The sequence below is a fragment of the Desulfotomaculum sp. genome, assembly GCF_982386235.1.
This window is the reverse complement of the sequence record NZ_CEVWQM010000033.1, coordinates 1-17,392: the sequence shown is the minus strand read 5'-3', so window position 1 is coordinate 17,392 and position 17,392 is coordinate 1. Positions and strand designations below refer to the sequence as shown.

The following is a 17,392-nucleotide window of genomic DNA, read 5'->3' as shown; positions in this document are numbered from 1 at the left end:
ACCTCCTATACTATAATGGAGCAAAAGTGACAAAGTAAGGGGTGGGCCTGTTGTTTGAACAAGTGGATATTTATACCTACCAGAGGAAGGGACAGGGTTCAAATAAAAGGAAAGAAGCCGATGTACAGCAAAGCATGGGCAAGGCTAAAAAAACAGAGAATAAGAGGAATCCTTTTTCTTTAGCATTTCTTGGACGAGCCTTAACCAAGGAAAGGTTCATCCTTTATATACTAGGATTCTTCTTAGGCCGGGCTGTTCTTTTGGGTGAACTTTCCCCCTTTGGTATTAGTTTTGTATGTGCTGCTGTGTGGGTGTTTGGCCCCCTGCCGCTGCTCCCCTTAGCTGTTATTGGCGGCTTAATGACAACTTCTCAGGGTATTGATTTTTGGCATAACTGTGCTATTATTGCCACGGGCTTTTTAGCGGTGTTATCTGTAAAGCCCCAGGTTAACCGTCCCTGGCTGGTGATACCGGGAGTTGTTGTGGTAACAATTGTTACCATAAAAAGTATTTTTATCAGTGTGCAGGCACCAGCCCTTTACCCTTACATTACCGCTGGTTTTGAGGCGGCCTTTGCGGGTGTTCTGACCTTTGTTTATCTGCAGGCCTTAACTCCCTTTGCCGGGGGAAATGTGCCACGAATAATGACGGGGGAAACCGTTTTTTGTTTTTTACTATTGTTAACAGGTGTAATCGCTGGTACGGGTGGTCTGGGATATGATTTTGTGTCCCTCAGGGGCATTCTCAGCCGGGTTGTTATTCTATTAGGAGCCTACTTGGGAGGCTTAGGAGTTGGGGCGGCCACAGGGGCGATTATGGGCGTTATTCCGGGCTTAGCCTTTATGGTAACCCCCATTATTATCGGTGCCTATTCCTTCGCCGGGGTATTGGCAGGAGCGGTCAGGGGTTTTGGTAAGTTTGCAGTGGCAATCGGTTTTTTGCTAGGCAATATTTTGTTGGCTGTTTATGTAGCTAATTATGGTGATCTCAGAGGGGTCTTAACTGAAACCGCAATTGCCAGCATGCTTTTCTTATTATTTCCTGCACGGTGGCAAGAAAAAATTATGCAGTACCTGCCCCAGAGCAAGAGGGAAACGATCACGGTGACACCGTCACAAGATATTCGATTAAGGGAACTTACGGTGGATCGTATCCGAAATTGGGCATCCATATTTACAGAGCTTTCAAGGAGCTTTGAACAGGTATCCAGTACCGTTCAGCAAAGCCAAGAGGAGCACGGCCTACAACAGTTATTTACAGAGGTAAGCAAAAAGGTGTGTGAGGGATGTGCCCTTTATCGAACCTGCTGGGAAAGGGACTTTTATCGGACCTATCAAAATATGTTGGATATGCTGTCTACCGTTGAGTTACAAGGTAAGATCGCCATTGAGGACCTTTCGGATGAACTAAAAAAGCGCTGTGCCAGGTTGAAGGAGATGTCCATAACAATTACCTGTCTCTATGAAACTTACAAGGTAAACAACTATTGGCATCAACGTCTACTGGAGAGCAGAGAACTGGTGTCAGAGCAGCTAAAGGGGATTTCCCATATTATGGAGAGCATGTCCAGTGAGTTGGAGTTTGACGTTGAATTGGATGGGGAAATCGATGAGGCATTGAAGAATCAATTTGCAAAAATGGGGATACCCGTACAGGAGGTTTATACACTCCACAAGGAAGATGGTTTGATGGAGGTTGGTATCGTAAAACAGGCCTGCCAAGGGGGCATGGAGTGCCGCTTTACCATCGCGCCGGTTGTTTCCAAAGTTGTGGGCAGGGGTTTTAATGTTGCCAGTACAACCTGCCAATTGAGGTCTGGTGAAGACTGCTGTGCTTTTAAACTTTACCCGGCCCTGAGGTATAGCTTGGATGTAGGCGTTGCCAAAACAGGCAAAGATGGTAATTCTGTGTGCGGTGATACGCATTCCATTCTTCAGCTCAAGGAAGGTCGAATGGCACTTGTTCTATCCGATGGCATGGGGACTGGGTTAAAAGCAGCCAAAGAAAGCGGCACCATTGTTTCTTTGCTTGAACATTTATTAGAATCTGGTTTTGGACAAGACTTAGCAGTGAAAACCGTAAATTCAATTATGATGCTGCGATCAACAGAAGAAACCTTTTCAACGGTGGATTTGGCTATCGTGGATTTATATAGTGGTAACGGAACCTTTTTGAAAATTGGTGCAGTCCCCAGTTACCTTGTCAGAGGGCAGCGGGTGGCGGTGATTAAAACCAGTGCCCTGCCGGTTGGAGTTGTGGAGAACTTACAATTTGTATCTGTCAGTAGGGTGATGGAAGAGGGCGATCGGCTAGTCATGCTTAGCGATGGTGTGCTCGACTCTTATCGGGGGACGGACGAAGACCAAGATCAATGGATTGCGGGCATTCTTAAGAAGCTAGGCAAAATAGGGGCACAAGAAGCAGCAGACGTTATTCTGGAAGTGGCTCAAAATGCCGCCGGCGGACGAATAGCCGATGATATGACTGTCATTGTGGCCAGGGTATTGGCTCCGGGTGAATAATGGGGGGATTAGGTGAAGGCTGACCCAATCGGATAGGGGTCAGCCTTTTTAATCGTTAGCCATTCATTATTCGCTGTTAGCCGACGACAAGGGCGAACGGCTAATAAAAACTAAAGGCTAAAAGCGAAAAGCTAACAATCAAAAGGGAGGAGATTATTGGTAAATGTTGAACCTATACTATATAGCATAGAAAACTAAGGAGACAGGCAGTATGGAGGTGTTAGAAAGAGTATACACTGAAATTGCCCGGCATAAGATGGTAACAGAAGGGCAAAGGGTTATTGTGGGGGTTTCGGGTGGCCCGGATTCGGTAGTACTTTTACATATTTTGTATTGTTTAGAAAAAAGACTTGGCATATCCCTTTATGCAGCGCATCTAAACCATATGTTTCGTGGGGAGGAAGCCAAAGGAGATGCTTTATTTGTTCAGGCAATATGCAGCCAATGGGGTATACCTTGTATTTTGGAAGAGAGAGATGTACCTGCCTATGCCAGGTGCAACGGACTTTCATCTCAGGTTGCAGCAAGGGAACTGAGGTATCAATTTTTTTGCGATGTATTACATAAAGCCCAAGGGCATAAAATAGCACTGGCACACCATGCCAACGACCAGGCTGAGTCGGTATTGATGAATATATTTCGTGGATCTGGCCTCAAGGGTTTAGGTGGCATTGCTCCGATGAGAGACAATCTTTATATTAGACCCCTTTTAAAAATACGTCGGGATGAAATTGAACAATATTGCCAACAGCATGGGTTATCTTACAGGATAGACAGCTCGAATCTAAAAACAAAGTACCGTAGAAATAAGCTAAGACATCACCTTATCCCTTTATTGGAAAAAGATTATGCACCCGGTATAGTGGCAATATTATCACGTATGGCTGACCAGATTCGTGAAGAGGACCAATTTCTGGAAGGCCTTGCTTATGAAATGTACCAAAAGGTATTGCTCGACATGAATGATTCCGCACTGGTTTTGAATCGAAAAGAATTAATGAACCAGTCCACGGTTCTATTAAGAAGGATCATTCGAATTGCTTACCAGCAATTGCACGGAACGAAACAGGGGATAGCCTTTGAGCATGTGGATAATCTAATAAACCATTTGAAAAGAGGCGGTGCTGAAAGAATGATCGAAATGCCGGCGGGAATAAAAGTTAGGCTGGCTCTCGACAGAGTGGATTTCAGTAAAAACCTTATCGGATCACAGCCATCAAAGGCATCTTATCGATTGGAACTGCCGGGCAGCGTTACGATAGAGAACATGAAAGTCAGCACCCGGATTATGAACAAAGACGAAATGCCCCTGACACCTCAGGAACTTCCGCTAAATATGGCGGCTATCGACTACCATCGTGTTGCACAGCCATTGGAGGTAAGGTTTAGGCAAGCGGGAGATGTGTTTATTCCCTTTGGTTTGGGTAGGAAAGTCAAGTTAAAAAAATTTATGATCGACCGCAAGATACCAAAACATTTACGTGACAAAATACCTCTAATAGTAGAGAAAGATTCGCAGCGGATAATTTGGGTGGCTGGTATTCGATTGGCGGATCACATTGGTTTAACAAGTTTAACGCAAAAGGTGATTCTACTTAGCTTAGAAAGTGGCAATAATAGTAACGGATAAAATTGATAACAAATAACTGGTGTGGTAAAATATTCATTATCTGCGGATTCTAGGGCCTTGCAGGGAGGAGTGACATTTTTGAATAAGGTTCTTAAAAACCTTAGCATTTACCTACTGATTGTACTGGTAATCATATTTTTAATTCAGTTTACTGGAGAAAAGAAAACTACCGTTGTTTCCTTGCGATATGACGAGTTTATTACACATTTGGAACAAAATAGGATTCAAAAGGTACAAATGACAACGGATAAGTCCACGAACATTATTGTTGGTAAATTGAAAGATGGGAGAGATTTTGAAACCAACGGCCCGATACTGGATCAAACCATCGTTCCGATGTTTAAGGACAAAAAGATTCAATATGAGCAAGCTTTACCCCCGGAACCTTCCTGGTGGGCAGGGCTGTTAACTACCATGTTGCCGATTCTTATATTTGTCCTGTTATTCTTCTTTATGATGCAGCAAAGCCAGGGTGGCGGCAACCGGGTGATGTCCTTTGGTAAGAGTAAGGCAAAATTACATACAGACGAAAAACAAAAAGTAACCTTTAAGGATGTTGCAGGGGCCGATGAGGTTAAAGAGGAATTGTCCGAGATTGTGGACTTCCTAAAAAGCCCCAAGAAGTTTAATGAAATTGGAGCTAAAATACCCAAGGGCGTTCTTTTGTTTGGCCCTCCCGGTACAGGAAAAACATTACTTGCCCGGGCTGTGGCCGGAGAGGCGGGAGTCCCCTTCTTCTCCATATCCGGCTCCGATTTTGTTGAAATGTTTGTGGGTGTCGGTGCTTCCCGTGTGCGGGATTTGTTTGAGCAGGCCAAGAAAAATGCCCCTTGTATTGTGTTTATTGACGAAATAGATGCTGTGGGTCGCCAGCGTGGTGCAGGTCTAGGCGGCGGCCATGATGAGCGCGAACAGACATTAAACCAATTGCTAGTAGAGATGGACGGCTTTAATCCCAATGAAGGCATTATCATTGTAGCGGCTACCAACCGCCCGGATATTCTTGACCCGGCACTATTACGTCCCGGTCGCTTTGACCGTCAGGTTGTGGTTGATTCACCGGATGTTAAAGGGCGGGAAGAAATATTAAAGGTTCACTCGAGAGGAAAGCCCCTTGAGGATGCCGTTGATTTAGAAGTATTAGCCCGTCGAACCCCTGGTTTTACCGGAGCAGATTTGGCAAACTTAATGAATGAAGCAGCGCTTTTAGCGGCTCGTTCAGGTAAAAAGAGCATTGGTATGCATGAATTAGAAGACTCCATTGAAAGAGTCATTGCGGGGCCGGAAAAGAAATCAAAGGTTATCTCCGAGAAGGAAAAACGGTTGGTTTCTTACCACGAAGCCGGACACGCCTTAGTAGGGTATCTGCTGCCTAACACGGACCCGGTGCATAAAGTATCGATCATACCCCGTGGCCGAGCCGGTGGATATACGCTGTTATTACCGAAAGAGGATCGCTACTATATGACCCGGTCAATGTTGCTGGATCAAGTAGTCATGTTGCTGGGGGGCCGGGTTGCCGAAGATGTAGTTCTTAGGGAAATTAGCACCGGTGCCCAAAACGATTTAGAACGGGCCACCAGCATTATTCGCCGCATGATTATGGAATATGGTATGAGTGATGAATTGGGCCCGCTTACCTTGGGACACAAACAAGATTCTCCCTTCTTAGGCAGAGATATTAATCGCGATCGGAACTATTCCGAAGAAGTGGCCTTTGCCATTGACCGTGAAGTTCGCAAAATGATCGATCGGTCCTATGGTAAAGCCAAGGCACTGCTGACAGAACATCAAGCTACTCTGGACAAAATCGCTATGGTTTTGATGGAGAAAGAAACGATCGGGGCGGAAGAATTTGCTGAACTAATGCAGGAAGCAGGTCTTAAGAAGCCGATTGTATTATAAGATTTGCACATAAAATTGACACTGGGACAGAGAAAGTGCTGCAAGTAAAGTACTTTAAAGGCAGAAAAGTAAAGTACTGTAAGTATGCAGGGTGCCTTTCTGGCACCCTGTCCCATTATTTGAGGAGGAGACAGCATGGAACGGACTTATTTAATGGTTAAGCCCGATGGCGTTCAAAGAGGTTTGGTAGGAAAAATCATTAGTAAATTCGAACAAAAGGGTTACAAAATTGTTGGTCTTAAAATGATGAAAATATCCCGTGCAGTTGCGGAAAAGCATTATGGGGAGCATCAAGGGAAACCCTTTTTTGCGGGATTAGTGGATTTTATTACATCCGGTCCAGTGGTGGCCATGGTGGTAGAGGGAAAAGAAGTGATTGCTACGGCTAGGGAAATGATGGGGGCCACAAATCCACTTAAGGCAGCCGATGGGAGCATTCGCGGCACCTACGGCGTGGATGTAGGCCGTAATATTATTCATGGCTCTGATTCTTTAGAGAGTGCTGCTAGGGAAATTGCAATTTTCTTTAAGCCCGAGGAACTGGTGGATTACGGACGCGCCATTGACACCTGGATCTATGAGTAAATGATTCTCCAGTTATAAAACTGGAGAATTTTATTTAATTTAAAGGGTTGGCCAAATTAGTAATAGAATGGAGAGAGTTGTTATGGAGTTGAAAACAGGTTTATTCCATGAAGTAAGTACGATGGTTGATGAGAATAATACAGCCATTGCTTACGGCAGTGGCGGGGTTAGGGTATTTGCTACTCCGGCCATGATTGGTTTGATGGAAAAAGCAGCTTTAGAATTGGCCGATCAACATTTGCCCGCTGGCGAAAGCACAGTGGGTACGCAGGTAAATGTGAAGCACACAGCGGCCACCCCCGTTGGTATGAAGGTGGTTGCCAGGGCTGAATTAATTGAAGTAGACGGCAAAAGGCTTGCCTTTATTGTTGAGGCCAAGGATGAAACCGGACCCATTGGCACAGGCACCCATGAAAGATTTATTATTAATCTGGACAAATTTATTAAGAGAGCGGAAAATAAGCTAGGGTAGGAGGTTCGCTAAATGAAAGTTGTTCCCAGTGATCTGGAGATTGCCCAAAATCATAAAATGACACCCATCAACGAAATAGCCAAAAACATTGGTTTAGATGAAGAGGATATCAACCTTTATGGCAAGTATAAGGCAAAAATCAACCTGGATGTTTTAAGAAAGCTAAGTGATCGCCCGCAAGGTAAGCTAATCGATATCACAGCCATTACGCCAACCCCCCTGGGAGAAGGAAAGACCGTTACCACCATTGGTTTATCACAGGGTTTGGGTAAGATTGGCAAAAAGGTGATCACAACCCTTAGGCAACCATCCATGGGCCCGGTGTTTGGCATCAAGGGAGGGGCTGCTGGCGGCGGCTATTCCCAAGTGGTACCCATGGAAGATATTAACATTCACTTCACCGGGGATATTCATGCCGTGGAAGCGGCCAACAACTTACTGGCTGCGATGATTGACACCTCCATTTTGTTAGGCAATCCCTTAAATATTGATCCGATGACAGTGATGTGGAATAGGGTGTTGGATACCAACGATCGTGCCCTAAGGGATATTGTAGTGGGACTGGGGGGCAAAGAGAACGGCTACCCCAGGCAAACCAGCTTTGATATGGCGGTAGCCTCCGAGGTAATGGCCATTTTAGCCCTGGCTGATAACCTGCATGACCTAAGAAGGCGTTTGGGTCGTATTGTTGTTGCTTATACCTACGAAGGGAAGCCTGTCACCGCTGAGGACCTTAAAGCAGCAGGCGCCATGACGGTCGTGATGAAGGAAGCTCTGCAGCCAAATCTAGTGCAAACGCTGGAAGGACAAGCTTGTATTATGCATGCGGGGCCCTTTGCTAATATTGCCCATGGCAATAACTCTGTTCTAGCAGACAAAATTGCCTTAAAATTGGCTGACTATGTTGTTACCGAGAGTGGTTTTGGTTCTGATTTGGGTATGGAAAAGTTTATGGATATCAAGTGCAGGCAATCCGGGTTACGCCCCAGTTGTGTGGTGATTACCTGCACCATCCGTGCTTTGAAGATGCATGGGGGGTTAGGTAATGTGGTGGCAGGTAAACCACTCCCTGCAGAAATGACCCGGGAAAACCTTGATGCACTGGCTAAGGGCTGCGCGAACCTAGCACACCATATTAAAGTAGCAAGTTATTTTGGCGTTCCGGTGGTTGTATCGGTTAATCGATTTACCACCGATACAGATGCAGAGGTGGAGTTGGTTCGTAAAAAGGCCCTGGAGGCAGGGGCCCTGGGTGCTTATCCCATCACCGTGTGGGCCGATGGCGGCGAAGGAGCCATTGCATTAGCGGAAGCTGTGGTGGCTGCCTGTGAAAAACCCGGTGATTTTCAATTGCTCTATCCGGATAACCTAAGTATTAAGGAAAAAATAGAAATACTGGCCACAAAAGTTTACAATGCGGATGGCGTGTTATATGAGCCCTTAGCCGAAAGAAAGATAAAACAATTTGAAGAACTAGGCCTGGGCCATTTACCCATTTGTATGGCTAAGACACACCTATCCATCAGTCACGACCCTGCCAGAAAAGGAGCCCCCGGCAATTATATCTTCCCCATCCGGGATATTCGAGCTTCGGTTGGTGCGGGCTTCCTCTACCCGCTGGCTGGTTCCATGCGGACAATGCCTGGGCTTGGCTCCAATCCAGCAGCCCATAAGGTGGATATTGATGAATACGGAAGAACAATCGGGTTATTCTAGATAATAAAACTCCCCTGTTAGGCTTGACCGCAGGGGGGTTTTTGTTTTTCACATAGCAGAATGCACAAGAAAGTTGTTTTTAATGAGTTAAAAAGGTATGATAAGGGTATGAGGTATGACTTTCTGGGTTTTACTATAAATATGTTTTAGTGATAATTTTTTGTGGTAATGATTTTATGCGAAAATTAAGGCAATCTACTATCAGCTAGTTAGAGGTGGTCAAAGGGCACGAATATTCATAAAGGAGTCTAACATAATGTCTAAGCAACCTGATAAGGCGCACAAAATTGAGGATTTCTTTGACAGTGTACTAGATATCTTCTATGACGGAATATACATCACAGATGCCAATGGTCAAACGATAAAGGTTAATAGTATGTATGAGAAATTAACGGGTTTAAAAAAGGAAGATTTGCTTGGCCGGCTTGTTACGGACCTAGAGAATGAAGGGGTTTATACATCCCCGCTGAACCCTACTATTGTTAAAACTGGTAAACCCCAAACCTCTGTGCAGGTAAATAAGGAGGGGCGACGGGTTGTAGTAAATGGTTATCCGGTTTTTGATAAAGAGGGGAAGGTTGTTTATGTCGTTACCTATGTTCGGGATGTAACCGTACTTTCTCAATTAAAAGAACAAATCGCTAGCCAAGCTGATCTTATCGAGAAGTATCATCAAGAAGCCCGATACTTACGAAAAAGTAATTTTCAGGATAGCCAGACAATTGTCGAAAGTCCCAAAATGAAGAATTTGATGCAACTTCTTAAACGTATTGCCGCAACCGATACAACGGTTCTTTTATTGGGTGAAACAGGTGTCGGTAAAGATGTTTTTGCTAGGAAAATTCATGAATATAGTAGTCGCAAGGATCAGCCCTTTTTTAAAATTAATTGTGCTACAATCCCTGAAAATTTGATTGAATCGGAGTTGTTTGGCTATGACCCGGGAGCCTTTTCTGGGGCCAGTGCCAAAGGGAAACCCGGTTACTTTGAATTGGCGGATAAAGGAACACTCTTTTTGGATGAGATGGGTGAGCTGCCATTACCCATGCAGGCCAAACTGCTGAGGGTGTTACAGGATCAAGAAGTAATGCGTGTAGGATCCACAAGGATAAAAAGAGTGGATGTTCGATTTATTGCAGCCACCAACCGAAATTTAGAGGCAGCGATTAAGGATGGCAGCTTTAGAAGTGATTTGTATTATCGTTTGCGGGTTGCAGTTTTAGATATCCCGCCGCTCAGAGAACGCAAGGAAGAGATTATCCCATTAATCAATTACTTTTTAGATAAGTTTAATATAAAATACAAAAAACATATACATTTTTCCCCCAGTGTGAAAAACTACCTTTTACACTACAAATGGACTGGTAATGTCCGAGAGGTGGAAAATTTAATTCAAGGTTTGGTGGTTACTCAAGAAAAGGATATTTTGGATGTAACTGATTTACCCAGCTACTTTATTGCCGATGATAATCATAAGGATCAGTTATTTCAGCCAGAATCATTTAATATGGGGGACCGAACCCTAAGCGAAATGATGGATAGTTTTGAAAGGGAATTGTTAAAAAGGGCACTGGAGCTTCATGGTACGATTTCAAATGTTGCACAGGTCCTTGGCATGGATCGGTCAACGATATTTAGGAAGCTAAAAAAACACGCATTGATATAAGAACTGTGCATTTTTGCAAGGATACTGTGCAAGGGTGCACAGTTTTTTGTGTTTAATTGTAGGAACTTCTAGATAAATGTCTTGGGGGAGACATTTCAAAAAAGGCCGGTATAGTTTGAATTTTCTTTAATACGGAGGCCTTTCATATTTTAACAAGTCTGACTAATTAAATTGGTCAGATTTATGACATTGCAATAATACAATACAGTCGCAGGTTGCGTAGTCAAAAATCTCGGAATTTACAGACTTTTGCCCTTTGGCATGGTCCTTGCTTATATAGTGTGAATAAAGAACTTCACTATCTTGACATAAAGGGGGTGACATAATTAACAATGATGGTCAGTTCTTTTACTACTCCCACAAAGATTATAAGTGGTGTAGATTCTAGAAAAACACTTGGCAAAGAAGTAAGGAAGTTGGGCGGTAATGTAGTATTTGTTTGCACAGACAGAGGAATTATTAATACTGGATTGCTGGTTGATATCCTTGATTCACTGAGTAAGGAAAATCTCGCCTATGTAATTTACGAAGAAGTGGAAAGCAACCCATCCATTGAAACGGTAGAAAGTGGTTTGAATATTTATCGCAATGAACAGTGTGATGTATTGGTGGCGGTGGGTGGTGGGAGTGTCATTGACACTGCCAAGGCCATTTGTGGATTGGTTAATAAGCCAGCCCTAAGTGACTTTTGTCAAGGTATTGAAGAAAGGCACAGGGTGGGTAGCTGTTCGTCTGTTATTGCAGTGCCCACGGCAGCGGGTACTGGTTCGGAGGTTTTGGGTGGGGCGATTATTGCAGATAAGCAGAAAAACTGTAAAATTTGCATGATTTCCCCATGGCAAGCTCCCAGTGTGGCGATTCTTGACCCCATTATGCTGCAAACATTGCCTGCGAACATCGCTGCTGCCACAGGCATGGTAACCCTAACCCATGCAATAGAGGGCTATGTTTCCTTAGGGGCATCCATGCTGACGGATTTATTAAACCTTAGGGCAATTCAATTAGTGGCCAAATATTTGAGACGGTTTATTGCTAACCGTAAGGACCTGGAGGCGGGAGTGGGTATGCAGAATGCTTGTTTGTTTTCCGCCATGGGTTCATATAATTCTGGGTTAGGCAACGTCTATGCCATGGCTAATTCCTTATTGGGTCACTACAACATTCATCATGGTGTTGCCTGTGCTGTGATGCTGCCGGCAGTTATGAAATTTAACAGCATGGCATCTCCGGAAAAATTTATTGAGATTGCTAAGAGTTTTGGTGAACCAGTGGACAAGCTGCCCATGCATGAAGCATCCCTTAGGGCTGTCCACGCTGTAAAAAGTTTAGCTCAGAGTATTGGGATACCAGAACGGCTACGGGATGTGGGTATAACAACTGACCAGATAGAGCAAATGGCACTTCAGGTTACTAAGAGTGAAATCCAGGCCACAAACCCAAGGGAAACAAATTTTCAAGATGTAATGATGTTGTATAGGGAAAGTATCTAGGTATTCATGGAGTTGTAAGCAAAATCAAATAAAGAAAAATAAAATTATTATGGGAGGTATGGGTATGAAAAAGATTACGTCATTATTTTTGGTCGTATTGGTTCCACTAATGTTTCTTCTAAGCGGCTGTGGCAATTCTGGCAAGGATCAAGCCGGCGCACCCAAAGAAGAAAAGATTATTATTAAGTATACCCATGGCGTGGGTACCGATCCTTCTGACCCGCACCAGTGGGTTGCCCTGAAGTTTAAGGAATTAGCCGAGCAGTATACGGACAATCGGGTTGAAGTTCAAATCTTTCCTGGCGGCCAGTTAGGCAGTGAACAACGGGGCTTCCAGGACGTACAAAACGGTGTTGTACAAGCTACCTCATTGGCCGGCAATAATGCTGCCGTTTTCACCCCCTCCGTTGGTATTTATGACCTACCCTATATGTTTATGAACCGTGAAGAGGCTTATAAAGTGATGGATGGTATCTGGGATGATTTAGACCAGAAGATGATTGAGCAGTCTGGTACCCGTGCTCTGATTTGGTTTGAACAAGGTTTTCGTGTTTTGACCAACTCCAAAAAACCGGTAACTAGTTTAGCCGACCTACAGGGTCTAAAGATTCGTGTGCCTCAGAATCCAATGATGATCGGTGCATTCTCATCCTGGGGCTGTGAGCCAACTCCGATTGCCTGGGATGAAACCTTCAGTGCGTTGCAGCAGGGCCTGGTAGATGGCCAAGAAAACCCCCATACTGTAAACAATTCCATGAAGTTTTACGAAGCGAAACAGAAATATATCACGGATATTCACTACAAAATGTGGATTGGACCTGTGGTGGTTCAAGAAAAATGGCTGCAGAGCTTGCCCGCTGACATCCGTGATGCTCTGATCAAAGCTGGTAGAGATACCGCTATTGCTGAACGTGATTTCATTGTCGAGTTAGAAACGAAAGCTTTGGAAAACCTAACCAATAACGGCATGGAGCAATTGGGAACTCCTAAGGATGAAGCAGAGTGGCAGAAACGTGCCATGGCTACCTGGCCGCAATTCTACGACAAAGTTGGCGGCACAGAGCTTGTGGAAAAAGCAATGAGCATCCTTGGCAAAGAGATGCCGAAATAAATTTTAAAGCATAATTTTCGCCGCATAACAAAATGGGTGCCTGATGTATGCAGGTACCCATTTCAATCTAGCTAGTGTAATTCACCAAGTTCTTAAACTTTACCGAGGCTTGGTTAAGCCGAGTTTTCTAGGGGGGAAGTAAATGAAAGAACGTTTAAAATGGGTCATAGACAATTTGGAAGAAATTTTATGCGCTTTCTTTCTTGTTGCCACCGTAATTTTAATGTCATCTCAGGTTTTCTATCGATACTTTTTTGGTAAGTCTATTGCTTCCGCTGAGGAGCTGGCACGCATTGCATTTTTAGTTATGGTTTACTTAGCCACCGCCCATGCTGCAAAGCATGGACGCCATGTACGGGTAACTGCTCAGTTTAGGCTGTTTCCGGTTGCCTGGAGAAAGTACTTTATCATGTTTGCTGATATAATTTGGTTATTCTTTAATGGAGTGGTTATTTGGCAGGGCTTTCTGTTGTACCAGTCTATGAACCAATTTCCACTTAAATCAGCAGTGCTAGACTTGAACTTAAAGTATGCCTTTGCGGTAATCCCCATAGCTTTTTTACTGCAATCTATCCGTATTCTGGAACGTTATTATAAATTGTACCGTGCCGGTCGATTGGAACAATTAGCTACGGATGGGGAGGAATTCTAATGTCATTAGATATAGGTATTTGGTTATTGCTCTTTCTATCCTTATTCCTGGGAGTTCCTATTTTTGTCTCCTTGGGCATGGCCACTTTCATCGCCTTAACAGCAACAAATATTCCTTTGTCCATTATTCCTCTGGACCTCTTTAAGGTCTCTGAAATGTTTCCCCTTATCGCTGTGCCTGCCTTTATTCTAGCAGGGGCTTTGATGGAGCGGGGGGGTATTGCCCAACAAATTGTGGATGTATGTTCTCTCTTTGTGGGACGTATACGCGGTGGTCTGGGTTTAGTTACGATTCTTGGCTGTATGTTCTTTGCGGCTATGATTGGTTCAGGTCCCAGTACGGTTGCCGCCATGGGAGCTTTAATGATCCCCTCAATGATGAGGCGGGGCTATGACAAAGATTATGCAGCGGCCGTAACCGCCACCGGAGGTACACTGGGCATTTTGATTCCTCCCAGTAACCCCATGATTGTTTACGGTGTTATCGCGAACGTTTCTATCTCTGGGATGTTTATGGCGGGGTTTGTCCCCGGGGCTATGGTTGGTACCGTTCTAATGGTTACAGCGTATCTTTTGGCTCGCAAACGCGGCTATAAGGGTGACAGCAAAAAATATACCCTTAGCGAAGCAATGCAGGTAATTCGCAAAAGTATTTGGGCCCTAATGGCACCGATTATTATTTTGGGTGGTATTTATACAGGCATTTTCACCCCAATAGAAGCTTCCATGATTGCCATCCTATATTCTTTTTTTGTAGGAACTGTGATTACTAAAAAATTAAATCTCGTAGAGATATGGAACTCATTAACATTAACCAGTATGACCACAGGGGTCGTATTAGTCGTTGTTAGTGTATCGATGTTATTTGGTCGATTTATCACCATGTATCAGGTACCCCAGCGGTTGACAGAGATGATGCTTTCAATTAGTACAGAACCAACGATAGTAATGTTACTGATTTTTGTCTTCCTATTTTTCTTAGGAATGTTCATGGAGACGCTGGCCACCATCGCAATTATTACCCCCATTGTTTTGCCCTTACTGGGTCAATTGGGTATTCACCCCATTCACTTTGGTATCTTTATGATTATGACTAATGAAATTGCTATGCTGACTCCTCCCTTGGGGGTTAACTTATTCGTAGCCATGGGAATAACCAAGCTTTCGTTAGAAAAAGTAGCCAAGGCGGCACTTCCCTATGTGGGGGCATTGGTGCTTTGCGTGCTGCTGGTAATCAGATTCCCGCAAATCGTTTTATGGTTACCACAGATGCTGGGCATAAAGTAATGATATAACCCAGTGGGTTAAACCAAAGTTTAATACAAAAGTAAGTTATCCGTTTAGCAATACGATAAAGATTAGCAATAGGACAAAGAGCATTGCGACTTAGCAATGACATTGCAAAGACGCAATGCTCTTTTATTGCACAATCAACCCATTTCCTCTTAAAACAGGAGGCCCCATTAAGCAAACATTGCAAATGTGCACAGGGGATCGATTGGATTCGTTAAAAAACCTTGCAACTAGTGCGTTTTTATGCTGGTATGCCATTTGCTATATAGTTAAACATATCAAAATTAATGACAGGGAAGGTGGATGTTATGAAATACGGTTATATTGGTTTAGGACTTATGGGAGGACCCCTAGCCAGAAATTTAATCCGCGCGGGCAAAGATGTTAGTGTATTTGATTTAAGCCAAGAAGCCATTGATCGAACCCTTGCCGCAGGTACCACTGGGAAGGCTGTTAAAAGCGTTGATGAGCTTGCGGGATGTGACGTTGTTTTTACCAGTTTGCCGCTTCCTAAGCATCTGGAAGGAACGATGTTGGGTGAAAACGGCCTTTTGAATAAAATGAAAGAGGGTTCCGTTTATATCGATGTTAGTACCATCGATCCCAAGACTGCCAGAAAGCTAGCTGACTTTGCTGCTGAAAGAGGCATTGGATGTTTGGCTTGTCCCCTAGGTAAAGGACCTGCCCAAGCAGAAAAAGCCGAACAACCCATTTTTGCCGGTGGGAAAAAAGAAGTCTATGAAAAAATGCTAGAAACCTTAAAGATTGTAGGTAGCCCGGTATATTATTTGGGTGATGTAGAGCAAGCATATGCATTTAAATTAATTAGCAATATGGTAGGAATGACGAACTTGGCTGTACTTGCGGAAGGCATCCGCATTGGTGAAAAGGCTGGCATTGATGCGAAATTGCTAACTGAATTATTAGCTGATACGGGAGCTAATTCCTTCCAGTTACAAGTCAGAGGCCCTTGGATTGTCAATAATGATTTTGCCAATCGTTTTGGTGTAAGCCTGGCCTTAAAAGATGTTCGTCTAGGCTGTGAAATGGCAGATGCATGGAACTATGATGCTAGATTTACTAAACTAGCTAAGAAGTTCTATGAAGATGCAGAGGCACAGGGATTGGGCTTTGAAGATTGTAACGCTGTTTATAAAGTGCTTTAAGTTTTTTCGAGAACACCCTTTCGTATAAGCCTGTACTTCTAAGTTTAAGGATAGTTGGACCATAGAATTAGAATATCTGGTTACACTAAACCCATAAACTTTAGAAGGAGGCAGTAAAATGACCCTACACAGTAAAAAGCACACACTGCAATCAGGAGTGCCTCACGAGCAAATGGTCACCAGCCATAGTGAGTTAGTTAAGGGATCGACAGAGCCTGAAACCAGTCAGGTTGAAATGGCGCCTGGGGAAAAACAACTAAATAATAACCCTTTTAAAACGCCACCCAATAACATGACCAATAAAAGTGAAGACCATGTAGGTATGGGGGAAAAGGGTTAAGCATAAAGTTTTAATAAGTGCGAAAGACAATGTGTAGACTAAGGGGTTATTATGATGGAGACCCCTTAGTCTATCCTTTTTTAAGAAAAGCAACTCTGCGAAATTATTTTAAAAAATATAAGGGTGACAAATAAGGTGGAAAATTTAATCAAGTGTGACAAATAGCCGCAGCGAAATTGCCTGCCGATAGTAACTGCGAAAAATTATGGCAAAACAATTGAAAGGAATAGCCTTTTTAAAATATTCTAAAATAATTGACACTAGTTAGTAGAAACTATATACTAGCCATAGGGGTAAAAGTGTTGAAATTGCTGTATTTTTCAAGTTCTCTGTATACAAAGTAAGGATTAAAAAGGGGCCTGTCTGAGGACCAGCAAGGAAAGGTAATTTCACCATAAATAGTATTTACGTTACGCTGAAAATTGGCGGATGATGTGGTAAAATTATTTTATGACTTTGAATTAGGCTATTCATGGTGTAAACAATTAGAATGAAGGTCTAATTAAGATTGTTAAGTTTGGTACAAGCCCTACGAATTTTTAATAACTAGCTAAATCCTTACCTAATCTAGGGGGCTGATCCCTAGCTTTAACCCCGTAGGTCTAAAAATTATAATTTACCCTATTGTTGCAGCTTGGGTAAATATTCTTTGTCAGGGTGGGAACACATCCCCCTGGAAAAGCTGAAATAGGAGGACGGTGTAATGCGAAGATGACTACAACCAATAAAGTAGGGGCCGTAATGGTAGTGGGCTCCGGAATAGCCGGTATCCAGGCATCCCTGGACCTAGCAGAATCCGGCTACTATGTGTATTTAGTAGAAAAGCAACCAGCCATAGGCGGCAC

The 17,392-nt window shown here is 43.6% G+C and carries 14 protein-coding genes; all 14 read left to right on the top strand.

Going from position 1 to position 17,392, the window contains the following annotated elements:
- Positions 1–50: 50 nt before the first annotated feature.
- Positions 51–2,522 carry a stage II sporulation protein E gene (gene spoIIE / locus AC1U9Z_RS15920; RefSeq protein ID WP_479958313.1) on the top strand — a complete coding sequence of 824 codons (2,472 nt, stop codon included), beginning with the start codon at positions 51–53 and terminating at the stop codon, positions 2,520–2,522.
- 211 nt (positions 2,523–2,733) lie between these two features.
- Positions 2,734–4,152 (top strand): tRNA lysidine(34) synthetase TilS, encoded by a 1,419-nt coding sequence (gene tilS / locus AC1U9Z_RS15915; RefSeq protein ID WP_479958312.1) that lies wholly within the window; start codon positions 2,734–2,736, stop codon positions 4,150–4,152.
- 78 nt (positions 4,153–4,230) lie between these two features.
- A complete protein-coding gene (gene ftsH / locus AC1U9Z_RS15910) occupies positions 4,231–6,057 on the top strand; it encodes an ATP-dependent zinc metalloprotease FtsH (protein WP_333529318.1) in 1,827 nt (608 codons plus the stop codon).
- 135 nt (positions 6,058–6,192) lie between these two features.
- Positions 6,193–6,642 carry a nucleoside-diphosphate kinase gene (gene ndk, locus AC1U9Z_RS15905; protein WP_333529317.1) on the top strand — a complete coding sequence of 150 codons (450 nt, stop codon included), beginning with the start codon at positions 6,193–6,195 and terminating at the stop codon, positions 6,640–6,642.
- An 82-nt stretch (positions 6,643–6,724) separates the two neighbouring features.
- The gene (locus AC1U9Z_RS15900) at positions 6,725–7,114 is read left to right on the top strand and encodes a thioesterase family protein (RefSeq protein ID WP_333529316.1); all 390 of its coding nucleotides are present in this window, start codon (positions 6,725–6,727) and stop codon (positions 7,112–7,114) included.
- Between the two features lie 12 nt (positions 7,115–7,126).
- Positions 7,127–8,830 (top strand): formate--tetrahydrofolate ligase, encoded by a 1,704-nt coding sequence (locus tag AC1U9Z_RS15895; protein ID WP_333529315.1) that lies wholly within the window; start codon positions 7,127–7,129, stop codon positions 8,828–8,830.
- Positions 8,831–9,086: 256 nt separating this feature from the next.
- Positions 9,087–10,496, top strand: coding sequence for a sigma-54 interaction domain-containing protein (locus AC1U9Z_RS15890; protein WP_479958311.1), 1,410 nt, complete (start codon positions 9,087–9,089; stop codon positions 10,494–10,496).
- A 332-nt stretch (positions 10,497–10,828) separates the two neighbouring features.
- Complete coding sequence (locus tag AC1U9Z_RS15885) at positions 10,829–11,986, top strand: iron-containing alcohol dehydrogenase (RefSeq protein ID WP_479958310.1); 1,158 nt, start codon at positions 10,829–10,831, stop codon at positions 11,984–11,986.
- Positions 11,987–12,050: 64 nt separating this feature from the next.
- Complete coding sequence (locus tag AC1U9Z_RS15880; protein WP_479958309.1) at positions 12,051–13,097, top strand: TRAP transporter substrate-binding protein; 1,047 nt, start codon at positions 12,051–12,053, stop codon at positions 13,095–13,097.
- A gap of 142 nt (positions 13,098–13,239) precedes the next feature.
- Complete coding sequence (locus AC1U9Z_RS15875; RefSeq protein ID WP_479958308.1) at positions 13,240–13,749, top strand: TRAP transporter small permease; 510 nt, start codon at positions 13,240–13,242, stop codon at positions 13,747–13,749.
- Entirely contained in the window at positions 13,749–15,035 is a 1,287-nt protein-coding gene (locus AC1U9Z_RS15870) for a TRAP transporter large permease (RefSeq protein WP_479958307.1), read from the top strand. Before AC1U9Z_RS15875 ends, AC1U9Z_RS15870 begins: the two co-directional genes overlap by 1 nt.
- Before the next feature lie 314 nt (positions 15,036–15,349).
- Positions 15,350–16,207 carry an NAD(P)-dependent oxidoreductase gene (locus AC1U9Z_RS15865; protein WP_333529309.1) on the top strand — a complete coding sequence of 286 codons (858 nt, stop codon included), beginning with the start codon at positions 15,350–15,352 and terminating at the stop codon, positions 16,205–16,207.
- Between the two features lie 118 nt (positions 16,208–16,325).
- Complete coding sequence (locus AC1U9Z_RS15860) at positions 16,326–16,547, top strand: hypothetical protein (RefSeq protein WP_333529308.1); 222 nt, start codon at positions 16,326–16,328, stop codon at positions 16,545–16,547.
- Positions 16,548–17,258: 711 nt separating this feature from the next.
- Positions 17,259–17,392: FAD-dependent oxidoreductase (locus AC1U9Z_RS15855; RefSeq protein ID WP_479958324.1), on the top strand; the 134-nt coding region annotated here is incomplete at its 3' end.

Excerpts from the sequence above, each read along its gene's own strand:
- tilS (WP_479958312.1), top strand. The coding sequence starts at position 2,734 with ATGGAGGTGTTAGAAAGAGTATACACTGAAATTGCCCGGCATAAGATG.
- ndk (WP_333529317.1), top strand. The coding sequence starts at position 6,193 with ATGGAACGGACTTATTTAATGGTTAAGCCCGATGGCGTTCAAAGAGGT.
- AC1U9Z_RS15865 (WP_333529309.1), top strand. The coding sequence starts at position 15,350 with ATGAAATACGGTTATATTGGTTTAGGACTTATGGGAGGACCCCTAGCC.
- AC1U9Z_RS15895 (WP_333529315.1), top strand. The coding sequence starts at position 7,127 with ATGAAAGTTGTTCCCAGTGATCTGGAGATTGCCCAAAATCATAAAATG.
- AC1U9Z_RS15870 (WP_479958307.1), top strand. The coding sequence starts at position 13,749 with ATGTCATTAGATATAGGTATTTGGTTATTGCTCTTTCTATCCTTATTC.
- AC1U9Z_RS15890 (WP_479958311.1), top strand. The coding sequence starts at position 9,087 with ATGTCTAAGCAACCTGATAAGGCGCACAAAATTGAGGATTTCTTTGAC.
- AC1U9Z_RS15885 (WP_479958310.1), top strand. The coding sequence starts at position 10,829 with ATGATGGTCAGTTCTTTTACTACTCCCACAAAGATTATAAGTGGTGTA.
- AC1U9Z_RS15860 (WP_333529308.1), top strand. The coding sequence starts at position 16,326 with ATGACCCTACACAGTAAAAAGCACACACTGCAATCAGGAGTGCCTCAC.
- AC1U9Z_RS15875 (WP_479958308.1), top strand. The coding sequence starts at position 13,240 with ATGAAAGAACGTTTAAAATGGGTCATAGACAATTTGGAAGAAATTTTA.
- AC1U9Z_RS15900 (WP_333529316.1), top strand. The coding sequence starts at position 6,725 with ATGGAGTTGAAAACAGGTTTATTCCATGAAGTAAGTACGATGGTTGAT.
- AC1U9Z_RS15880 (WP_479958309.1), top strand. The coding sequence starts at position 12,051 with ATGAAAAAGATTACGTCATTATTTTTGGTCGTATTGGTTCCACTAATG.